Here is a 20,089-nt window from a genome sequence, read left to right as displayed (position 1 = left end):
ATCAACAGCTTTATTAACATATTTGTGAATAACTTAATAAACAAGAGGATAAACAAAAAATAAACAATTTAATTAACAAAGTTATCCACAAACATGGGTTAAACAGATTGCTTATTCTTTTTATTTACAATAAAATCTTAAACATGTCAGATTAATTAGTTTTAGATAAGCTTTAAAACCTTTAATAAAAAGGCTTTCAAGGATATATTGTTCATGAGTACCTGGGATAAATGTTTAAAAAAACTTAAAAAAGAGCTTTCGAGTTTTGAATATAAAACTTGGATAAAGCCTATTTATGTTGATCAAAAAAGCAATTTATTCACAGTATACTGCAATAATGAATATTTCAAAAAACATATTAGAGGTAAATATGGAAGCCTTATAGTATCTATATTAGAAGAATGTCACAATGGTGATTTAGTTGTTGAATATTCTAATAAAAAATTTGAAGCTAATGATATTAATAATGATAACACTAAAATAACTGTTGGCCCTCAAGCAAATTTTTTCAATACTAAAAGTGTAGAAGTAAAAGATGATTCAGTTGAAATAGAGGAATTACCTAAAAGTGTAAAAAAACCGAGTTCAAAAAAATCTTCGCAGGAATTATTTGGTTTTGATGAAGCAATGCTTATAACAGCAAAAGAAGGTGAAGAATATTCTTTTGGTTTACCTCTAAAAGACAAATATATATTTGATAACTTTGTTGTTGGAGATGCTAATAAAATAGCAAGGGCAGCTGCAATGCAAGTATCTATTAATCCAGGAAAATTACATAATCCTTTATTTATTTATGGAGGTAGTGGATTAGGTAAAACACATCTTATGCAGGCGATAGGAAATCATGCAAAAGATGTAAATCCAAATGCTAGAATTATATATACAAACTCCGAACAGTTTATTAAAGACTATGTAAATTCAATACGTTTACAAGATCAAGATGAGTTCCAGCGTGTTTATAGATCAGCAGATATATTGCTTATAGATGATATTCAATTTATAGCAGGTAAAGAAGGAACAGCTCAAGAGTTTTTCCATACATTTAATGCTTTATATGAAAATGGAAAGCAAATTATTTTAACCAGCGATAAATACCCTAATGAGATAGAAGGTTTAGAAGAAAGGCTTGTATCAAGATTTGGATATGGATTAACTGTATCAGTAGATATGCCTGATTTAGAAACAAGAATAGCCATACTACTTAAAAAAGCTCATGATTTAGGACAAAAATTACCAAATGAAACAGCAACTTTTATAGCAGAAAATGTTCGTACAAATGTTCGAGAATTAGAGGGTGCTCTCAATAGAGTTTTAACGACTTCAAGGTTTAATCACAAAGATCCAACTGTTGAGGTTGCTCAAACTTGCTTAAAAGATGTAATAAAAATACAAGAGAAAAAAGTAAAAATAGAAAATATTCAAAAGGTTGTAGCAGAGTTTTACAGGATTAGAGTAAAAGACTTATTATCTAATCAAAGAAGTAGAAATATTGCTAGACCTAGACAAATGGCTATGAGTTTATCAAGAGAGTTGACTTCTCATAGTTTACCAGAAATTGGTTCGGCTTTTGGTGGTAGAGATCATACAACGGTTATGCATGCTGTAAAAGCCATAACAAAATTAAGACAAAGCAATACATCAATATCAGATGATTATGATTTGCTTTTAGATAAAATTTCACGTTAAAAATTAAAGGAAGACAAGGGGTTTATATGAATTTTGTGTTAAATAGAGATGACTTACTAAAACCTTTACAATCTATGTTATCTGTTGCTAATAGTAAAAGCACAATGCCATTATTATCTTGCATTTTGTTTGATATAAAAAATAATGTGTTAACAGTAACAGCATCTGATTTAGATACAGAAATATCTTGTGAAATACCTGTTAGTTGTAATAGCAGAGTAAGAATAGCTTTAAATGCTGACAAAATTTATAACATAGTGAGAAGTCTTACAGAAAACGCAATGTTAGATTTTAAAGTAGATGGGAATAAAATTAATTTAGTATCTAATAATAGTACTTTTAATCTTATATCTTTAAACCCGGATAATTTTCCATTGATTGATAGTAATATAAATGAAGAAGCTAGTTTTGATATGTCTCAACAAGACTTTCATAATATTATATCAAAAGTAGATTTCTCTATGGCGAATGATGATACTAGATATTTCCTTAACGGTATGTTTTGGGATATAAATGCTAATCTATTAAGAGCGGTATCTACAGATGGCCATAGAATGTCTATCACAGAATCTATCATAGATAGTAAAGTTATAGATAGTACATCTCAAGCAATAATTCCTAAGAAATCAGTTTTAGAACTTAAAAAAATAGTGGGAAGATCTGAAGATATAATCAAAATACAATTAGGTAAAAACTACTTAAAAGCAGAGTTTGGAAATTATGCTTTTATTTCTAAATTAATAGATGGTAGATACCCTGATTATCAAAAAGTTGTACCAAAAAATAATCATAAACTTTTAACTGTAGATAAAAGAGTCCTTAAAAATTCTTTATTAAGAACTTCTATTTTAGCTAATGATAAGTATAAGGGTGTTCGTTTACATGTTTCTCCTGGTCAAATGCTTTTATCAGCAAATAACCCAGATAATGAAAAAGCTGAAGATAGGGTAGAGGTTTCATATAATGATGACTCTATGGAAATATGTTTTAACTATAAATATTTATTAGACATTATTAACGTTATAGATGAAGATACTATAGATATATATCTTGATAATCCTAATATGAGTGCATTAGTAAAAGATGAAAAAGATAATAGCTTATTCATCATTATGCCAATGAAAATTTAGTTCTATAAATAATATTTATCCTTTAATTTATTACCTTTATATTAAATTCTTTTCTGATTTCTGATAAAGGAATATTTAAATAATCTTCATAGTTATACCAACCCCATTTCTTTGTCATATTTTTGGCTCTGATAAAAGCTAAAAGACATATAGGTGTATAGGAAAGACCTATGAGGTAGACAATAAATTTATATTTTTTTAGATAACTATTTATAACAGTTTTATAATCAACAAATTTAAAGAATTCTTTATATCCTTTAATAGTTACATTGGATCCAAATATTGTCCAAGTATCAATTAATAGCTTCTCCTTTTATTTGAAATGGAATAGTACCAAATAAAATATGTGTTACATCATGATTCCTAAACCATTTACTTGATTCGTCACTACCATCATTTTTATTTAAAAAAGGGTAATGGTTATTATATTCTTCTAATCCTTCTTGGAGAGTTAAAGAGCTATTTTGTTTTAAGTATTACATAAATACTATTTATGAAAGTGCTTTATTATTTAGATTATAAACCATTAAAAAAACAGGTTTTTAAAATGCTTATTTAATAGGTATTTGGATTTCATTTTTACGAAAATAAGGAATAGTCCAAGGAGGGTTATATCCAGCAGCTCTTGGCTCTCCTATTTGTACTAAATTATTGTGATTAATCCAGTTTTTCAATTTTGAGGTATTTTCTTTAATAGCCTCTTCATTAAAAGATCCATTAAAATTAATGACAGCGACTTTTTCCTGAGGAACTTCTACTAGTTTTATACTATTATTAGTTGGTTTAGGTGCATCATCAATATTAAAACTCTCTGGTAATATAAAAGATATTATCCAAGACTCTTTACCTTCTTTTACTAGTACTGGGGCTGTCATAGCTATTTTTTGAGAGTTTTGTTTTATAACTACAGGCTTAGTCATTTTAATTTTTTCATTAGAAATATTTTCACCAGTAATATATTTAAATAGTTCTTTAAAGCCTTTATTAACAGCAGACTTATAGTCATTATTGTTAATTTGTACTTGAGCTTCAATAATGGGTTTGTACTCTCTAATAGAAAAGTTATTATCTGTTTTTAGACTTTTATAGTTTGGTTCAGGAACATTGCTAATCCCAAATATACTACAACCTGAAAGAAAAATTGTGATTATACTAGCTAAGAATCTTTTTAACATAAAACCTCTTTTTCGATTAATTTAATAACAAGGTCAGTCTACTCCTTATCTTCTAATAAAATTATACCAAAATAGATAAGTTCTAAGAAGACCGTATACTAGAAGGGTTTCTAACCAAGATTATTATTAGATTTAATGTATAATTGAAATGAGAACTTAAATTAGTAAGATAGTTTAATGACAATAAAAAAGTTTGAAATTTTTAGTTACTCTTTTATAGCAATGCCAATAGCTTTTGCCAGTGTTCCCATATATATTTTTTTACCAGATTATTATTACACTAGTTATGGTGTTGATCTTACATTATTAAGTATTATTCTTTTTAGTTTACGTATTTTAGATGCTGTTTTTGATCCTATAATAGGCTGGTATTGTGATCGCTTTTATAAGCTTAATAAAGTTAGTTTTATAATAATTATTATTTGTTTCATACTGGGCATGTATATAACGTGCTCACCAGTATTCTCTAATAAGCTAGTTAATTTATTTATAGGAGTTTTTTTAGCAACTTTAGCATTTAGTTATACAACGATATTTATTTATACTAGAGGAGCGTTGTGGTTAGATAATGATGAAAATCGCTCTATAGTAATTAGTGTTAGGGAAGTTTTTAATATCGTTGGAGTTTTAATAGCCTCAATATTACCATTTGTATTTTTATTATACTTTCCACAGAAACAAAGTTATTTTATATATTCAGTTATAGCAATTTTTTTAATTATTGTTGCGAGTATATTTTTCTTAAACTGGCTAGATGAAGTAGATATTGATAAAAAAGTAACAGATCATATTAAGATTTATGATTATTTTAAAGCATTTGATAAAAATAGTTTATTTCTATTTTTAGCATACTCGTTAAGTGCTTTGGGGTCAGCTATACCAGCCGTGACTTTAGTTTTTTTTAGTAGATATGTATTAGAAACAACTGACTTTACAGGGTTGTATATATTTCTATACTTTTTAGGAGCAATTCTTTTTATACCATTAGTAAGAAAAGTAGCCATAAAAATTGGTATTATTAAGACTTGGAGTTATGCACTAATATTTTGTGTAATAGTATTTATATTTGCTTTTTTTCTGAAGTCTGGAGATATTTTTTACTTCTCAATAATTAGTTTTTTATCAGGTGGAGGATTTGCATCTGAGTTAATATTACCAAATATATTATTAGCAAAATGGATAGATAATCCTAATCGCAGGGAACTTGGTAATGGCTATTATGCAATTCTTGCATTTATTGGTAAGTTTTGTTTTGCTTTAGCAACAATAATTGCATTACCAATATTAAATATTCAGATAAATTCATCTTCTACATCGAGTTTAGAAGTTACAATCAAAATTGTGTATTGTATATTTCCTTGTATTGCAAAATTTAGTGCCGCTATAGTTTTGTTATTGTGGTATAAAAAAGCATTTAAAAATCTTTAAAATGTCAGTTAGATTTTTTAGATTAATTTATTAAGTATCTTAATTTATATAAATTATAAGAGTATAAATATTTTTATAAGTCTTATAAAAGAGTAAAATTTAAATATAAGGTTTTTAAAAACTATTTGGAGACTATATGAGAATAGCTATAAACGGTGTCGGGATAGCTGGACCAACTCTTGCTTGGTGGTTAAAAAGATTTGGGTATGAACCAGTATTATTTGAAAAAGCTAGTGAGCTAAGAAAAGGTGGTTACATAGTAGATTTTTGGGGATCAGGTTACGATATAGTAGAAAAGATGGGAATCTTACCAGACTTAGAATCTAAATCTTATAATATTAAAACTTTGAAATGTTTTAATGGAAAGGGTAAAAACTCATCAAATGTAGATATGGAAGCGATGAGTAAAGAAACATTTGGTCGATTCTTAAGTCTAAAACGTAGTGATATTTCAGAGATTATATTTAATGCTTGTGGAAATATGGATGTAAGGTTTGGTTGTTATATTAGTTCTATAGAAAAAGCTAAAGATGGAGTTGTTGCACATTTGTCAAATGGCGAAAAAGAAAAATTTGATCTTATAATTGGAGCCGATGGATTACATTCACAAATTAGAACATTAGCTTTTAAAAACAGCTCATATGAAGAGTTTGATTTAGATACATATGTTGTAGCATTAACCCTACCAGATTATGAGCCTAGAGAAGAGAATGCTTATGTTGTCTCCATAGATTCTAAAAAACAAGTAGCAAAAGCTGCGATAGAAGATAATAAAACTTTATTTTTATTTACATTCAGATCTGAGTTAGTTGAAAAAATACCAACCTCATTAGAGGAAAGAAAAGAAGTTCTTCGTTCGGTATTTAAGGATATGGAGTGGGAAGTTCCTAATATATTGGAGCGTCTTGATGATGCTGAAGATATTTATTTTGATAAAGTTTGTCAAATACGTATGGAAAGTTGGAGCTCCGATAGAGTTGCTCTTATAGGAGATGCAGCAGCGTGTCCTTCGCTTCTAGCCGGTCAAGGAAGTATGTTTGCCATAATGGAAGCATATGTATTAGCAGGAGAGTTATATAAGGCTAAAGGAGACTATAAAGTAGCTTTTGAGAATTATGAACAGATATTGAAAAAGTTTATAGAGAATAAGCAAAAAGCTGCTTTAACCAATTTGGCATTTTTTGCACCTAGAAATAATTTTCATAAATATTTAGCTAGTATATTTCTAAAAATGACTAAGGTACCAATATTATCAAAATTTATAATAGGAAGTATGTTTAAAGAAGATATAAAATTACCTAGTTATGATAACTAGGAGATATTTTAGTAGAAACCCATTTTAATAAATAGCTAGCCTATCTATAATAAAACTAACAATTCAAATTATAATTTATCTATGTCTAAACTTAAGTTTATTTTAAATAAAAACCTTATTTATTTATCTTTATTTAGTTTGATACTTATACTTTCAATTTTTTTAAGATTTTGGCATCTAGATACTATCTCAGGACCTGTTTTTGATGAGGTATATTTTCCGTTGTATGGATATGATTATCTTGTTGGTAAAACATTTTTTCATGTACATCCACCTTTGGCTAATTATATTTTTGCTAGTAGTATTTGGCTGTACTATCATTTCCCTTGGGTCTCGACAACAGATTTTCATACTATTCCTTATGAGCAAATTCCAGCAATGAGTTATCGCTGGATCAATGCATTTATGGGAGTTATTTTGACCTTAGTTGCTTGGTTAACAGCTTATATAATAAGCCAAAAGAAATGGTTTGCATTGATAGTTTTTTTCCTGATAAGTATAGATGGATCACTATTAGTAGACTCTCGTCATGGGATGAATAATATATACATAGTCTTATTTGGGCTCTGTTCAATCTTATTTTTGTCAAAAGCATTGCAAGCTAAAAATAGACATATTTGGCTTATTCTATGTGGGATATTTATTGGTTTAACTATTTCCGTAAAGTGGAATGGTTCAGGCTATTTATTAGCTATATTAATGTTTTTAACCCTATATAAAGTGCTTTTTTTATGTGATAAATATCGTCCAGTTTTACAACAATCATCAACTCATAATTCTGTTTTAAAATTTAATGTAGCGATTTGGGAAATGTTGGTTTATTTATTAGTTTTACCTTTTATCGTCTACTGTTTGGTTTGGATTCCTGATCGATTATTTAATACAGAATATAGTTTTGTAGGTATACATCAACAAATTATGATGTATCATCAAAACCTTGTTACCGCAGATGAGCATCCATATTGTTCAAAGTGGTATACTTGGCCATTTATGATTAGACCAATTGGCTATAGTTTTAGTACTGAAACTATCTATAATGCACTTGGGCAAAAGAGTATTATTTATACAGATGTTCATTTATTTCCTAATCCTGCTATTGCTTGGTTTTCAGCTATTGCTATTATTTGTATGGTGATACATTGGCTTGTGCTATTTAGAAATTGGTTTTTAAATGGTGTTATAACACGAGCATTTATGGTAATGTCACTTTTACTAGCTGGATATTTTGCTAATTTTTTACCTTGGGTGTTAGTGAAACGGTGTCTCTTTCTTTATCATTATCAATCAGCAGCGACATTTGGAATATTTATTTTAGCTTGGTATATCGCTTACTTATCATCTGCAAAAGCTAAAGGTTTAAAACTCATCGCCATATTTATCTTTGTTTGTATATTAGCCTCTTTTATTTATTGGTTACCTATTCAATTAGGTATTCCACTAGAGCAATCACAATTTAACCAACGAATGTGGCTAAGTTCATGGATATAGTTGATTAATTTATCTTTTTAATTAACTCAAGCACATATTTTAGGTATCATAAGTTTATACTTAAGCTGTGAATAGGCATAATGTTAAATTTTTTAAAATCATTGGCAGTAAGATTTGGTCTACTTAAAGTAGAGCCAGCTCCTATTAACGAAGTTGATAGCTTAGCAAAAAAAGCACGTGAAGCATGTGAAATTTCTAAGAGAGAAGAGAAAGAAACTTTAAAAGCTAAACCAACAAAAAGTGTAGAAGAATTTATTGAGTTAATGCCTACAATAGATGTAAAAAAGGAAATAGACAGCTTAGGCTTTTTTAAAGCACTTTATCCTGATACTAAAAAGAGAATAAAGAAAGGTGATGGTAAATTACTTACTGTGGATCAAAAGAAAAAATTTGAGCTAAATGTCAGAAAGAAATATGGCTGGGATTTTATAAATCTTATAAAAGATGAGCATATAAATAGAGCTGATGAAATTGATGAATCAATTAGTAACTTATACTCATCTAGTGATTATATGAAGAAGAGAAAGGCTAGCATAAAACAGCTTTTAGCCTCTTCTGAAGAGTTAATATGTGTGTCAACAAGTAAAGATTCTTGCTCTTGTGCTAAAAAGTTAGAAGGGCAGAATTTCAAACTAGCGGAGCTTCCTATACTACCATTAGCAAACTGTGACAAACCAGTTTGTAAGTGTAAGTATGATATACCTTCAAATGCGCAATAAGAAAACTATCTTACTAAACTTTAATATCGCATTCATTTTTTGCAAAGTATATACCTCTATTTTCTACTTAATAAAATCATTATCAAATATATTGCCATTGAAGTAAAAAGAGCTTTCTCTTGATAGTTTATAAAAATTACTGCGCCAACTATTGATCCAAGTAAGAAAGATAAGATAAGTAATATATATAATCTTATTTTCCAAATAGCTATATTCTTTCGCTTTATCCAATGAGCTAGTAATATACCAAGATCAGTAGCTGTTCCTGTCATATGGGTTGTTCTTATAAGTGTAGAACCATAATGTGTAGTCATGGCATTTTGTAACCCCATAGTCATAGCAAGAAAGTATTCACAATATTTAGAGTTGTTGCTAAGTAGGTAAAAAGCGATGCTAATAAGTACAAGTTGAAGAAATAAATTTGTTCTATAGCGATAATCCTTATTATAAAAACCATTCTTTATTATTAAGCCACTAATTATAGAACCTATTACGAATGCTACTACTAGCATTAACATATCAATAAACATAATATAGTCATGCTTAGCAAAATAAGTCCCAGCATAAGTAATATTTCCTGTTACATATCCAACAGGGTTATGTAGGAAACTAATTAACATAGCAGCGTTAATATATCCTCCATTGAAGGATAATAGAATCACAGCTAGATAAATCCATAAAGAGGATTGGGGTATAGAGTTTTTCATAAATACCAGGCCTTAAACAAAACCAAAAGAAGACTGGATTTAAACAATATATGCAAAAATCTCAATGTATTTTAAAAAAGATTTATTGCACTATCAAGGTTTAATAGATCTAGATATTTAAGTTTATTGCCCCTGAGCTCTAAAATATTACTATATAACATTTTGGATGAGTTGGGGTTTAAGTTTGGTGGGGTACCTACTTTCTATAGCCTTAGTAGCTAGGTTTAAGAATATATACTCATCTTGATATTTTTGTTTCTCTCTTTCTATCTTAGGGTCTTTACCATTGGATAGTAGTTGTTTAGCTCTAAATGCTTCTTCTCTAGCAGCTTTAAAAGATATTGTAGGATAACTACCTAGAGGCTCCCATTTATTCTTATATCTAAATTGCCAAATCTTGTTTCCTTTAGTATCGACTCTAATATATAAGCCATTACCATCACATAATTTATAATCTTTACCAGTTGCTTTTAAGCTCTATAACTTTGATGTAGTAAGTTTTCCAGCCATGTAGGTGTATACGAGAGTGAGAAATTAACTAAATTTTCTATCTCGTATACAGTTTTGTATACACTTTTATGCGGGATTTTATGACATGATTTAGGACTACTTGGGACAACAAATCTTCTGAAACGTTCTATTTTATTGGCTTTGTGGGTCTATTTGGGATGAGTTGGGATTTAAGTTTGGTGGAGGCGGCGGGATTTGAACCCGCGTCCATAAACTCTCTATCTTTGGATCTACATGCTTAGACTAACTTATTTAAAAGTTTGACTTGACCTATCCCCAGTTAGTCAGGGTAGAGGTAAGCGAGTCTGATATATACAGCTCTTACTCTCAGACGGAAGCAAAAACCGTCTTATGCAAAATATGAACAGATGTATAGATAAGTCCATAAGATAACTTATCATATCTGTGCGTATCTAGGTTATTAAGCTAGATTAAGCAGCTTTTGCAACAGCAGCAAAGTTGCTGTCGTTAGCTACTACGCGATTTGCTTTTTTATTGCCAGTTATTATTGGCATTTGTACTGTTATTTACGAGGTACTGTACTTCCTCGACATGCACCTAGGACTTTGACATTCATGTCGAAACCATATTCGCCCCCAGTTAGGGTGTATATAATCTATAGATAATAATTATAGTTGTCAATATTTTGTGTATTTGCTAGTGATTAATTGTTACTATATTTTTTAGAATTCTTTAATAAAAATAATAGCTGATGATTGAAGATATAAGTGTGACGATCTTAACTAAAAATTCTTCTTTACACATAAGAGAATGCTTGCTTGCTTTGAAAGAATTCTCTGAAATAATAGTTTTAGATAATGGCTCTACAGATAAGACTTTAGATATAGTCAAGAGTTTTAAAAATGTTAAACTTTTTGAGTATGATTTTATAGGTTTTGGTCCTTTGAAAAGACTAGCTACAGGATATGCGACAAATGATTGGATACTTTCTGTAGATAGTGATGAAATAATAACAGAAGAGTTACTTAATAAGCTTAAAAAATTAGAAAAAAATAAAGAAACTGTTTATAGCTTTAAAAGATTAAACCATTATAATGGCAGACCTATAAAAGGGTGTGGATGGTATCCAGATGAAGTGAAAAGACTTTTTAATAAAAAGTTTACCAACTTTAATACTAATATGGTTCATGAATCAGTAGAGTCAAAACATGTAGAGTTAATACAAGGAGATATAAAACATTATTCATTCAGAAATATATCAGATTTACTGCAAAAATTAGATAAATATACTGAGCTATATGCTAATGCAAATATCGGTAAAAAAATATCTCTTTCAAAACCTTTTCTTAGTATGTTTACAATGTTTATAAAATCATACTTTTTAAAAAAGGGTTTTAAATATGGTTTAGATGGATTTTCTATAAGCCTATGTAATGCCTTAGGTGCTTTTTTTAAACATTATAAATTGATCGAGAAAAATAAAAATATAACGATTTCTTTAGTTATAACAACCTATAACTCTCCTCAGTATCTGAAAAAGGTTTTAGAGTCGGTTTTATATCAAACCTTACCTCCTATGGAAATAATAATAGCAGATGATGGTTCGACAGATGATACTAAAAAAGTAATAGAGGAGTTTGCAAAACAAACTAAGATACCAGTTATTCATTCTTGGCAAGAGGATAAAGGTTTTAGAGCTGCAAAGTCAAGAAATGAAGCATTTATAAAAGCTACAGGCGAATATTTAATTTATATAGATGGAGATATTATTTTAAGTAAGAATTTTATTAAAGATCATAAAATCTTGAGTGAGAGAAATACTGTCTTATATGGTAGACGAGTATTTTTAACAAAAAAATTAACTGATTTAATTCTCTTTAGTAAGAAAAGGATAAAAATTAACCTATTTACTAATGGTATAAAAAATAGGCTAAAAGTTATTAGAAGTATTTTTTTGGCTAAAAAAATATCTAAAAGTGTAAGAAACTCTAGAGGGTTTCAAACATGTAATTTTTCCTTTTTTAGAAATGATTTTATTAATATAAATGGCTTTAATGAAGATTTTGAAGGGTGGGGTCTTGAAGATACAGAGCTTTGTGAGAGGTTTTTAAACTCAAATATTAAATTAAAAAAAGTTAGATTCTCTATAATAAATTATCATCTATGGCATAAAGAAAATTCTAGAGACGCATTACAAAGAAATAAAAATATCTTAAATAATACTATTAAAAATAAAACAAAAAGATGCTGTAATGGACTAGTTAAAGATGAGCTTAATTAATCGTTATTAATTTTGTTAAGCTAATGATATTATAATAAATAATAGTTAATTTATTAATAATATTGGTGAATAAGTTTTATTTAAGAGCCTATTTTATAGTAATGTACTCTTATATGTTAGCAATTGTTGCTATACCTATCGCTACAAGTATTAGTGTAGTTTCATTATTAATCCTGTTTTTATTAAGCAGTGATTATAAAGCTAAGCTATTAGTAATCAAGGAAGAGCCTGTTATATGGGCTTTATTTTTATTAGTAATGATAAGTGTTTTTAGTTTATTTTATGGAGAGGGTAATCCTAAATACATTTTTTCTTTAATAAAACTTTTAATTTTTTTTACAGTTATTTTATATTTTATAAAAAAATATTTTATCGCAAAAGAACTACTTATCATATTCGTCAGCTCGGTTATACTATTAGCGCTTTTTAGCGTTTTAAATCATCTATTTTTAACTAAGGATTTTTTTATACATTTTGCTAAAGAGGACGCATACCCTATGGCCTCATCACAAAATGAGATGGCGATAGCTCTAGTTACAGCAAGTATTTTACTTATTGTTGAGTCTCAAAAGCATTTAGGTTATAAAAAATATGTATATATATTACTATCTATGTTTTTAGTTTATTGTGAATATTTTCTTAATCAAAGTAGAACTGGATACTTAATGGAGTTTGTTGTAATTCTATATTACTGTTTTATATTTTGTTTTCCTTTAAATAGTCCTTTAAATAATAGAAAAATTAATTTTAAAAGAACTTTTATAGTTATATTAGTATTAATTGTTTTGCCTTTAATTATATATGAGAAATCATATACGTTTAAATTTAGAGTTGATGCATCTATTAAAGAAGTTAAACAGTTTTTTTATGAAAAAACTGATATAGATAAAAATATAACTAGTTCAGGAATTAGGCTTGGATGGTATTATGCTAGTTATAAGACTATAACTAGTTCTCCAGAGAAGTTTGTTTTTGGCTGTGGAACAGGATATTTTAAAGATTGTGTGCAGAAGGTTATTAATAAATCTCCAAAAAATCAACAGTTAAAAATGGCAGCACCAGATCAAAATCCACATAATCAATTTATATTTTTCCTTCTGCAATCAGGAATGATTGGCCTTATAGTATTTTTGTATTTTCTAATTTCTATAGTCTTGCAGGCAAAACAGACTAATTATAAAAATACGTTGTGGATGCTTGTTACTGTTTTTTGTATAGGGTGTATGTTTAATAGTTATATGCTTGATTTAAGGACTGGGCCAATAACCTTTTTACCTATTATTTTAATTTTAGCAACAAAATATAAAAGGATTAACTAAGTTAATTTGATAGTGAAAATTGCACTAGATTTTATAAAGAGTTATATGATATAAGTATATTAGTTAAAGCACTCATTTATTTCATCAAAATTAAATCCGTTATAGGCAAGATAATTAATAGCCCTTTGTCTAAGCTTTAGATCTTTCTGAAGTTTAGGGACATCTTTATATTTTTTATTTAAACATTTTTGACATTGATCATACCAGTCAATCTCAAGAGTGTTTAAATATTCCTCTACTAGCTCTGCAGATAGCCCTTTTTGATATATTGCAGTATTTACTATTCTTTTTTTTCCTCTGAGTTTTGCTACTTCACTTTGGATAAAGGAGTGAATAAATCTTTCATCAGAAAGCCATTTTCTATTTTCAAAATCATTTAATAAATCCTCTATTTCTTGATTTGAAATACTAGCTCTTTTATAGAGTTTATCAGTGAGTTGCTTTCGAGAATAATCTTGTTTAGATAGGAGATAAAGTATATATTGTCTTTCTTTAGATAAGCTCATCTTGAGAGTTATTTTCTTTTTTATTTGAGTCTTTTTTTGCATACTTTTGAGGTAAAAGTAGTTCAAGGACTGCTTTCTCTATCTCATCTCTTTCATCAGTATGCTCTTTTAGATAGTCTTTAGTTTTTTCTTTACCCTGACCGATCTTTTTACCTTTATAACTATACCAGGCGCCAGATTTTTCAATAATATCGTGTTTTGCACCAAGGTCAACAAGCTCTGCTTCTAGAGATATGCCCTCTCCATAAACTAACTCAAATTCAGCTTGTTTGAATGGAGGAGCAACTTTATTTTTTACTACTTTGACCTTTATTTCATTTCCAGATACTTCAGTACCATCTTTGATAGGGCTGCCTTTTCTTACCTCTAATCTTACAGAAGAGTAGAATTTTAGAGCATTACCACCAGTAGTTGTTTCAGGGTTTCCAAACATTACTCCTATTTTCATTCTTATTTGGTTAATAAACATAACCAAAGTGTTTGAGCGTTTGATATTAGCTGTTAGCTTTCTTAAAGCTTGAGACATAAGCCTAGCTTGTAAGCCCATATGAGAATCTCCCATATCACCCTCTATTTCAGCCTTGGGAGTAAGTGCTGCTACAGAGTCTATAACAACTACATCAACACCACCAGAACGAACTAACATATCAGCTATTTCTAAAGCTTGTTCTCCAGTATCTGGTTGAGAAACAATAAGATTTTCAATATCAACACCAAGTAAAGCAGCATATTTAGGATCTAAAGCATGTTCAGCATCTATAAAAGCAGCTGTTCCACCTTGTTTCTGACATTGGGCAATAGCTAATAATGTTAAAGTAGTTTTTCCAGATGATTCATGACCGTAAATCTCTATAATACGCCCTTTAGGATAACCACCAATACCAAGAGCAACATCAAGGCTAATTATTCCAGAAGGAATTACTTCTACATCCGTGCTAGCCTCTTGATCACCAAGTCTCATTACTGAGCCTTTACCAAATTGCTTTTCTATTTGCGATAATGCTGATTTTAAAGCTTGTTCTTTACTCATTCTTAAACCTTATTAATGCTGTTTATTATCAGCTGTTTTTTTTAATGAATCTTGATACATAGCATCAAAGTTAACAGGAGAAAGACAAAGTTGAGGAAATCCTCCGCTAATGACTAAGTCAGAAATAGCTTCTCTTGCATAGTGATATAAAATATTTGGACAGAAAGCATTTTTTGCATGTTCTATTTGCTCATCAGTCATATTCTGAACTGTAAAAATACCGGCTTGTTTTACTTCGCAGTTAAAAGCTTCTATTCCATTACTTTCTACTTTAATATCTAAAGTTATTACTGTTTCATAAGTGTTATCCTCAGGAAGTTTTGACGCAGAAACATTTAAATCTGTTTTTAACTGAGGTTTCCATTCAGACATCCAAATTTTATCAGCATTTGGAACTGAAAAAGAAGCATCTTTAACGTAAACTTTTTGTATTTGAAATTGAGGTAAATTATTTTCATTACTCATAGTTTAATCCTTATTTATTTGAATCTTCAGATTTCACAGGATAACCAGCTTGTAACCAAGCACTAAAGCCACCTTTTAAAGAATATGCTTTTTCGAAACCATCTTTACGAAGAATATTTCTTGTTTTATCTGAATGGCTATTTCCATAAATAACCACAGGCTTATCTTTATGTTTGTGTAATTTTTTTAAGTTTTCTTCAATTTTTTCAGAAGGTATATTTATAGCGCCAATAACGTGAGCTTTTTTATACTCTTCTTGATCTCTAATGTCTAGATATATCCCTTTATGTCTATTAACTTCTGCCACGGCATTTTGCACGGTTAAGCTAGTTTGGCTCTGCTTTGACTGAGTTAATTCAAAAACAATATAAATGGCTAAAAGCAGGATAAATGACAGACAAAAAACTAAGTTTTGTGAAACAAAATAAGATAAATTTTCCATGTTTTTATATTATTACATATTTAAAGCTATGTAGATTATACATAGCTTTAGGAATAAAAAAAAGTTAAAAGGGATTGTAGAAAAAAAGAAAAGATTTAGATTATTTCATTTTAGCAATGATGTCATTAGTAACATCTAAGCTGTCTGCGTTATATAGGCTCATTTCAGTAGGTAAGATAGCATCTAAGTTTTTATCTTTAGCTACATCTTGAGAAGCTTTAGTTAAAGAGTCTTTAAACGCATCAGCATCATCACTAGCCATTTGTTGTACTTGACCCATTAAGTCTTGGTAGTCCTTCATAGCTTGTTGTAAGTCTGCTTTAGCTTGAGCTTTATCAGCAGCTTCTTTTTGGTCAGCAGCTTGAGCATCTTTTGTATCGCCTTTAGCATTATCAGCTTCTACCGCATCTTTATCAGACTCATAAGCATTAATTTTTTCTTGAAGAGCTGTAATATTTTTCTTAAGAGTGTCCATTTGAGGCTTAAGCTTTTGCTCATCAGCAGTTACTTTAGCTTTACCTAAAGAAGATTTTTCGAAAATATCTTGAACGTTAGCAAAACCTACGCCACCAGCAAGAGCTGAAGTTGCAGATAACATTAAACCACCAGCGATTATTGTACCTAGGATAGTTTTTTTCATAATTAAATTCCTTATTTGTTTATTAATTAGTGAAACTATATTACTATCGATTATAGCGATGTTTTTCTGTGTTTCAATAGAATTTACCCTATTATTTTAAGCTAACACCACTTTCAGACAAAGCTTTATAATATACACCATTACCTATTTTATTTGATAAGTTAGTGAAAAAATCTAAAGTCTGAGTGTAATCAATAATAGGCAAATCATCAAGCTTATTTCTTTTTAGTTCTGAAACAGAAGCAAAGCCATCAATAAGTCCTAAATCTTTAGCTTCTATACCACTGAAAGGCTCACCAGAGAAAGTTGTTTCTAGAGATCTATCTTTTAATCTATCACCTCTAGATTTTTCAACAGCATCCATAAAGACACGATGAGTTTGTTTTAATATTTTTTCAAACTCTTTCTTTTGTTCGGGATTTTGAGGAGCAAATGGGTCTAAAAAACCTTTATTTTTTCCAGCGGTATAAGTTCTTCTTTCTACACCAATTTTGTCCATAAGACCTGTAAACCCAAAACCGCTTCCAATAACACCAATAGAGCCGGTTATAGTCATTTTATTTGCATAAATCTCTTTAGCACCAGTTGCGATATAGTAACCGCCACTAGCACATAGATCAGTACAGACTGCATATAAAGGGATGTCAGGATGTTTTTCTTGTAAGTATCTCATATGAGAATATATATCATCAGATTCAACAGGAGATCCTCCTGGACTATTTATTTGAACGATAACTCCTTTTACATTACTGTTTTTATAAGCATTATCTAGGCTTTCTATAATTCTAGATGAATTAGCTTCTGAGTCTTCAGCAATTATTCCAGAAACTTTTATTAGGGCTATATGTGGAGATAGGTCATCCGATTTGCTTAAAAAAGCCGATATTATAAAAAATATAACTACTAAAACTATAATAATACGAGATATCAATCTCCATCGTCTTTTGCTTTTTACATCTCTTATATGAACTTTAGCTAATTCCTCTAAAGTTTCTTTGCTTATGTTATCTGCCATTATTTATGAGTTTTTGTTATGATATTTCTAAAAGATATTTTAATATTTTAATCAGTTAAAAACACCAAAATATTTCGGAGATTTTTGCAATGAGTAAGTCACTAGATGAAAAAGCTGAAAAGCTTGGATTAAATAATATAAAAAGGCATATTTTTATTTGTTGCGACCAAGAGAGACAAAAGTGCTGTAAAGGTAAAGAGTCTTTAGAGTCTTGGGAATATTTGAAAAAAAGACTACAAGAATTAAAACTTTCTCAGAATGGTGATGTATATCGTTCAAAAACTTATTGTTTAAGAGTTTGTCAAGATGGGCCTATAGCTGTAGTTCATCCTGATAATGTTTGGTATCATTCTTGTACACCGAAGGTTTTGGAAAAAATAATACAAAAGCACCTAATCGGCGGTGAAATTGTAGAAAAATACGTTTTTAGTAAGCCTAAATAAATTTAATTTACTATTCATTTCCTAATAGATTAATACAAAATTCCGGTTGTTCATTTGAATAATATCTGTTTATATATAATAAAAATATTTTAGATGGAAGTTTTTATGAAAAATATAAATGGTAAAAAAATTTTTAATACAGCAAGTAATGCTTCAAATACTGCTGAATATGTAGTTTCTAGATTAGTGGATTTAGGAATAGATCATTCTTTTTCAGTACCTGGAGATTTTGCCTTTGCATTAGATCATGCTCTTATTAATAATCCAAAACTTAATAATATAGTAAATGCTAATGAGCTTAATGCTAGTTATGCTGCAGATGGATATGCAAGAGTTAATGGAGCAGCTATTTTATGTACTACTTATGCAGTTGGTGAGCTAAGTGCATTAAATGGAGTTATGGGGTCAAAAGCTGAAAACTTAGTTGTTTTTCACTTAGTTGGTAGTCCTAACGATGCGGCTGTAGGAAAGAAGAAACAAGTTCATCATACCTTGGGTGATGGGGTTTTTGGAAATTTTTTTGAATTATCAGCCTCAGCTGCTTGTGTTTCAGCTGTTATTACACCAGAAAATGCTCGTAGAGAGATGAACAGGGTTATAGCTGAAGCATTTAAATATCGTAAGCCAGCTTATATAAGTGTATCTTTAGATGGTGGAAATCGTCCTGTAACGGATATAACACCAGATGATATAGATTGTAGTTACTTAAAGAGCAACTCTCATCAGCTTGAATTGGCTGTGAACCTAGTATTAGAGCGCTTAAGTAAGGCTAAAAAAATTGTAGCTATTCCAGCTGTGAAATTAGACAGGTTTGGAGTGACTGAAAAGGCAATTAAGCTTATAGAAAAGCTAAATATACCTTTTGCTATCATGCCTCATGATAAAAGTGTTATATCTGAAACACACCCTAACTATATAGGTTTTTATGCAGGCTTATTATCAGCCCCAAATACTGCTGAGATAATTGAGGGAGCAGACCTTGTAATTAATTTAGGTGATGCTTTATGGTCAGATTTTAACACGTCTGGGTTTACTAATAATTTAGATATAAACAAAGTATTAAATTTAGGACCTTTATTTGTTGAGGATAAAAAGACTTATCTGGTAGATGTTTATTTATCAGAACTACTTGAGGCTTTATTAGAAAAGGTTGAAAGTATAAATTATCGTCCTGATTCTTCTAGAGTGAAGATACAAGATTTGCCAGTAACGAAAGAGAGCTTAACCTTAAGAGTTTTTTATAATCAAGTTTTAAAATTCCTAAAAAATACAGATAGTCTTGTAGTAGAAACAGGCTCATCGTCACTTAATATGCCTAAGTTACCATTACCTGAAGGTGTAAAGTATTATAATCAAACCTTATGGGGATCTATCGGTTGGGCTACTCCTGCTACTCTAGGGGTGGCATTAGCTAATCCAGAGACTAGGACTATATTAATCACAGGTGAAGGATCTCATCAATTAACGCTTAATGAGCTAGGTGTAATGGGAAGATATAAGATAAATCCTATTATATTTTGTATAAATAATGATGGCTTTATGGTTGAAAGGGCATTAGAGCTAGACCCTGATCCAAGCTATGATGATCTTGCTCAGCTAAATTATAAAGATTTGCCAAAAGCCTTTGGGTGCAATGACTGGCTAACTATAAAAGTTAAAACAGGTGAAGAATTAGCTGAAGCATTGAAAAAAGCTAGAGAGCATACAAGTGGTGTTTATATAGAGGTTATAACTGGGAAATATGATTATTCTGATACATTAGAATTCTTTAATAAACATCTTAAAGAAATGTATGGTTAATATAAATATGATCTATTAAATACTATCTC

The 20,089-nt window shown here is 29.5% G+C and carries 19 protein-coding genes and 1 other RNA gene; 10 read left to right on the top strand and 10 right to left on the bottom strand.

Annotated features, from left to right (window positions below; all coding sequences use genetic code 11):
• Window positions 1-213: 213 nt before the first annotated feature.
• Together dnaA and dnaN are read left to right on the top strand one after the other, a co-directional pair.
• Window positions 214-1,686: a chromosomal replication initiator protein DnaA gene (gene dnaA / locus KX01_RS02110; RefSeq protein ID WP_071663418.1), complete on the top strand. Its 1,473-nt coding sequence runs from the start codon at window positions 214-216 to the stop codon at window positions 1,684-1,686.
• A 26-nt stretch (window positions 1,687-1,712) separates the two neighbouring features.
• Window positions 1,713-2,816 carry a DNA polymerase III subunit beta gene (dnaN, locus tag KX01_RS02105; protein ID WP_071663417.1) on the top strand — a complete coding sequence of 368 codons (1,104 nt, stop codon included), beginning with the start codon at window positions 1,713-1,715 and terminating at the stop codon, window positions 2,814-2,816.
• 551 nt (window positions 2,817-3,367) lie between these two features.
• On the opposite strand, the gene KX01_RS02095 is transcribed toward dnaN, so the two are convergent.
• Window positions 3,368-3,991 carry an SOUL family heme-binding protein gene (locus KX01_RS02095; protein WP_071663416.1) on the bottom strand — a complete coding sequence of 208 codons (624 nt, stop codon included), beginning with the start codon at window positions 3,989-3,991 and terminating at the stop codon, window positions 3,368-3,370.
• Between the two features lie 177 nt (window positions 3,992-4,168).
• Here KX01_RS02095 and KX01_RS02090 point away from each other — a divergent pair, with 177 nt between their 5' ends.
• The 4 genes from KX01_RS02090 to KX01_RS02075 all read left to right on the top strand — a co-directional run bounded on the left by KX01_RS02090 (window position 4,169) and on the right by KX01_RS02075 (window position 8,941).
• Window positions 4,169-5,419, top strand: a complete 1,251-nt coding sequence (locus KX01_RS02090) for an MFS transporter (protein WP_071663415.1) — start codon at window positions 4,169-4,171, stop codon at window positions 5,417-5,419.
• A gap of 136 nt (window positions 5,420-5,555) precedes the next feature.
• A complete protein-coding gene (locus tag KX01_RS02085; RefSeq protein WP_071663414.1) occupies window positions 5,556-6,734 on the top strand; it encodes an FAD-binding domain in 1,179 nt (392 codons plus the stop codon).
• A gap of 81 nt (window positions 6,735-6,815) precedes the next feature.
• Entirely contained in the window at window positions 6,816-8,222 is a 1,407-nt protein-coding gene (locus KX01_RS02080; RefSeq protein WP_071663413.1) for a phospholipid carrier-dependent glycosyltransferase, read from the top strand.
• 80 nt (window positions 8,223-8,302) lie between these two features.
• Window positions 8,303-8,941, top strand: coding sequence for a hypothetical protein (locus tag KX01_RS02075; RefSeq protein WP_071663412.1), 639 nt, complete (start codon window positions 8,303-8,305; stop codon window positions 8,939-8,941).
• Between the two features lie 56 nt (window positions 8,942-8,997).
• Here KX01_RS02075 and KX01_RS02070 read toward each other — a convergent pair whose 3' ends face one another.
• The 3 genes from KX01_RS02070 to ssrA all read right to left on the bottom strand — a co-directional run bounded on the left by KX01_RS02070 (window position 8,998) and on the right by ssrA (window position 10,756).
• On the bottom strand, window positions 8,998-9,648 hold the full coding sequence (locus KX01_RS02070; protein ID WP_071663411.1) for a YoaK family protein: 651 nt from the start codon (window positions 9,646-9,648) through the stop codon (window positions 8,998-9,000).
• Between the two features lie 150 nt (window positions 9,649-9,798).
• The gene (locus tag KX01_RS09290; RefSeq protein ID WP_083578933.1) at window positions 9,799-10,071 is read right to left on the bottom strand and encodes an Arm DNA-binding domain-containing protein; all 273 of its coding nucleotides are present in this window, start codon (window positions 10,069-10,071) and stop codon (window positions 9,799-9,801) included.
• A 264-nt stretch (window positions 10,072-10,335) separates the two neighbouring features.
• Window positions 10,336-10,756, bottom strand: a transfer-messenger RNA (tmRNA) gene (gene ssrA, locus KX01_RS02060).
• Between the two features lie 114 nt (window positions 10,757-10,870).
• Here ssrA and KX01_RS02055 point away from each other — a divergent pair.
• Window positions 10,871-12,400 carry a glycosyltransferase family 2 protein gene (locus KX01_RS02055; protein WP_071663410.1) on the top strand — a complete coding sequence of 510 codons (1,530 nt, stop codon included), beginning with the start codon at window positions 10,871-10,873 and terminating at the stop codon, window positions 12,398-12,400.
• Window positions 12,401-12,501: 101 nt separating this feature from the next.
• The gene (locus KX01_RS02050; RefSeq protein ID WP_083578885.1) at window positions 12,502-13,719 is read left to right on the top strand and encodes an O-antigen ligase family protein; all 1,218 of its coding nucleotides are present in this window, start codon (window positions 12,502-12,504) and stop codon (window positions 13,717-13,719) included.
• Between the two features lie 59 nt (window positions 13,720-13,778).
• On the opposite strand, the gene KX01_RS02045 is transcribed toward KX01_RS02050, so the two are convergent.
• The 6 genes from KX01_RS02045 to KX01_RS02020 form a co-directional block, all read right to left on the bottom strand.
• The gene (locus KX01_RS02045; protein ID WP_071664726.1) at window positions 13,779-14,225 is read right to left on the bottom strand and encodes a regulatory protein RecX; all 447 of its coding nucleotides are present in this window, start codon (window positions 14,223-14,225) and stop codon (window positions 13,779-13,781) included.
• On the bottom strand, window positions 14,212-15,255 hold the full coding sequence (gene recA, locus KX01_RS02040; RefSeq protein ID WP_071663408.1) for a recombinase RecA: 1,044 nt from the start codon (window positions 15,253-15,255) through the stop codon (window positions 14,212-14,214). The genes KX01_RS02045 and recA overlap by 14 nt, the downstream gene beginning before the upstream one ends.
• Window positions 15,256-15,267: 12 nt before the next feature.
• Entirely contained in the window at window positions 15,268-15,720 is a 453-nt protein-coding gene (secB, locus tag KX01_RS02035) for a protein-export chaperone SecB (RefSeq protein WP_071663407.1), read from the bottom strand.
• A gap of 10 nt (window positions 15,721-15,730) precedes the next feature.
• Window positions 15,731-16,162, bottom strand: a complete 432-nt coding sequence (locus KX01_RS02030; protein WP_071663406.1) for a rhodanese-like domain-containing protein — start codon at window positions 16,160-16,162, stop codon at window positions 15,731-15,733.
• A gap of 100 nt (window positions 16,163-16,262) precedes the next feature.
• Window positions 16,263-16,802, bottom strand: a complete 540-nt coding sequence (locus KX01_RS02025) for an OmpH family outer membrane protein (protein ID WP_071663405.1) — start codon at window positions 16,800-16,802, stop codon at window positions 16,263-16,265.
• Between the two features lie 91 nt (window positions 16,803-16,893).
• A complete protein-coding gene (locus KX01_RS02020; RefSeq protein WP_071663404.1) occupies window positions 16,894-17,817 on the bottom strand; it encodes a S49 family peptidase in 924 nt (307 codons plus the stop codon).
• A gap of 89 nt (window positions 17,818-17,906) precedes the next feature.
• Here KX01_RS02020 and KX01_RS02015 point away from each other — a divergent pair, with 89 nt between their 5' ends.
• Together KX01_RS02015 and KX01_RS02010 are read left to right on the top strand one after the other, a co-directional pair.
• Window positions 17,907-18,260, top strand: coding sequence for a (2Fe-2S) ferredoxin domain-containing protein (locus tag KX01_RS02015; protein WP_071663403.1), 354 nt, complete (start codon window positions 17,907-17,909; stop codon window positions 18,258-18,260).
• A 105-nt stretch (window positions 18,261-18,365) separates the two neighbouring features.
• Entirely contained in the window at window positions 18,366-20,060 is a 1,695-nt protein-coding gene (locus tag KX01_RS02010) for an alpha-keto acid decarboxylase family protein (protein WP_071664725.1), read from the top strand.
• The last annotated feature ends 29 nt before the right edge of the window (window positions 20,061-20,089 follow it).

The organism is Francisella frigiditurris (assembly GCF_001880225.1).
GTDB lineage: Bacteria > Pseudomonadota > Gammaproteobacteria > Francisellales > Francisellaceae > Francisella > Francisella frigiditurris.
This window is presented reverse-complemented; position numbering and strand designations above follow the sequence as displayed.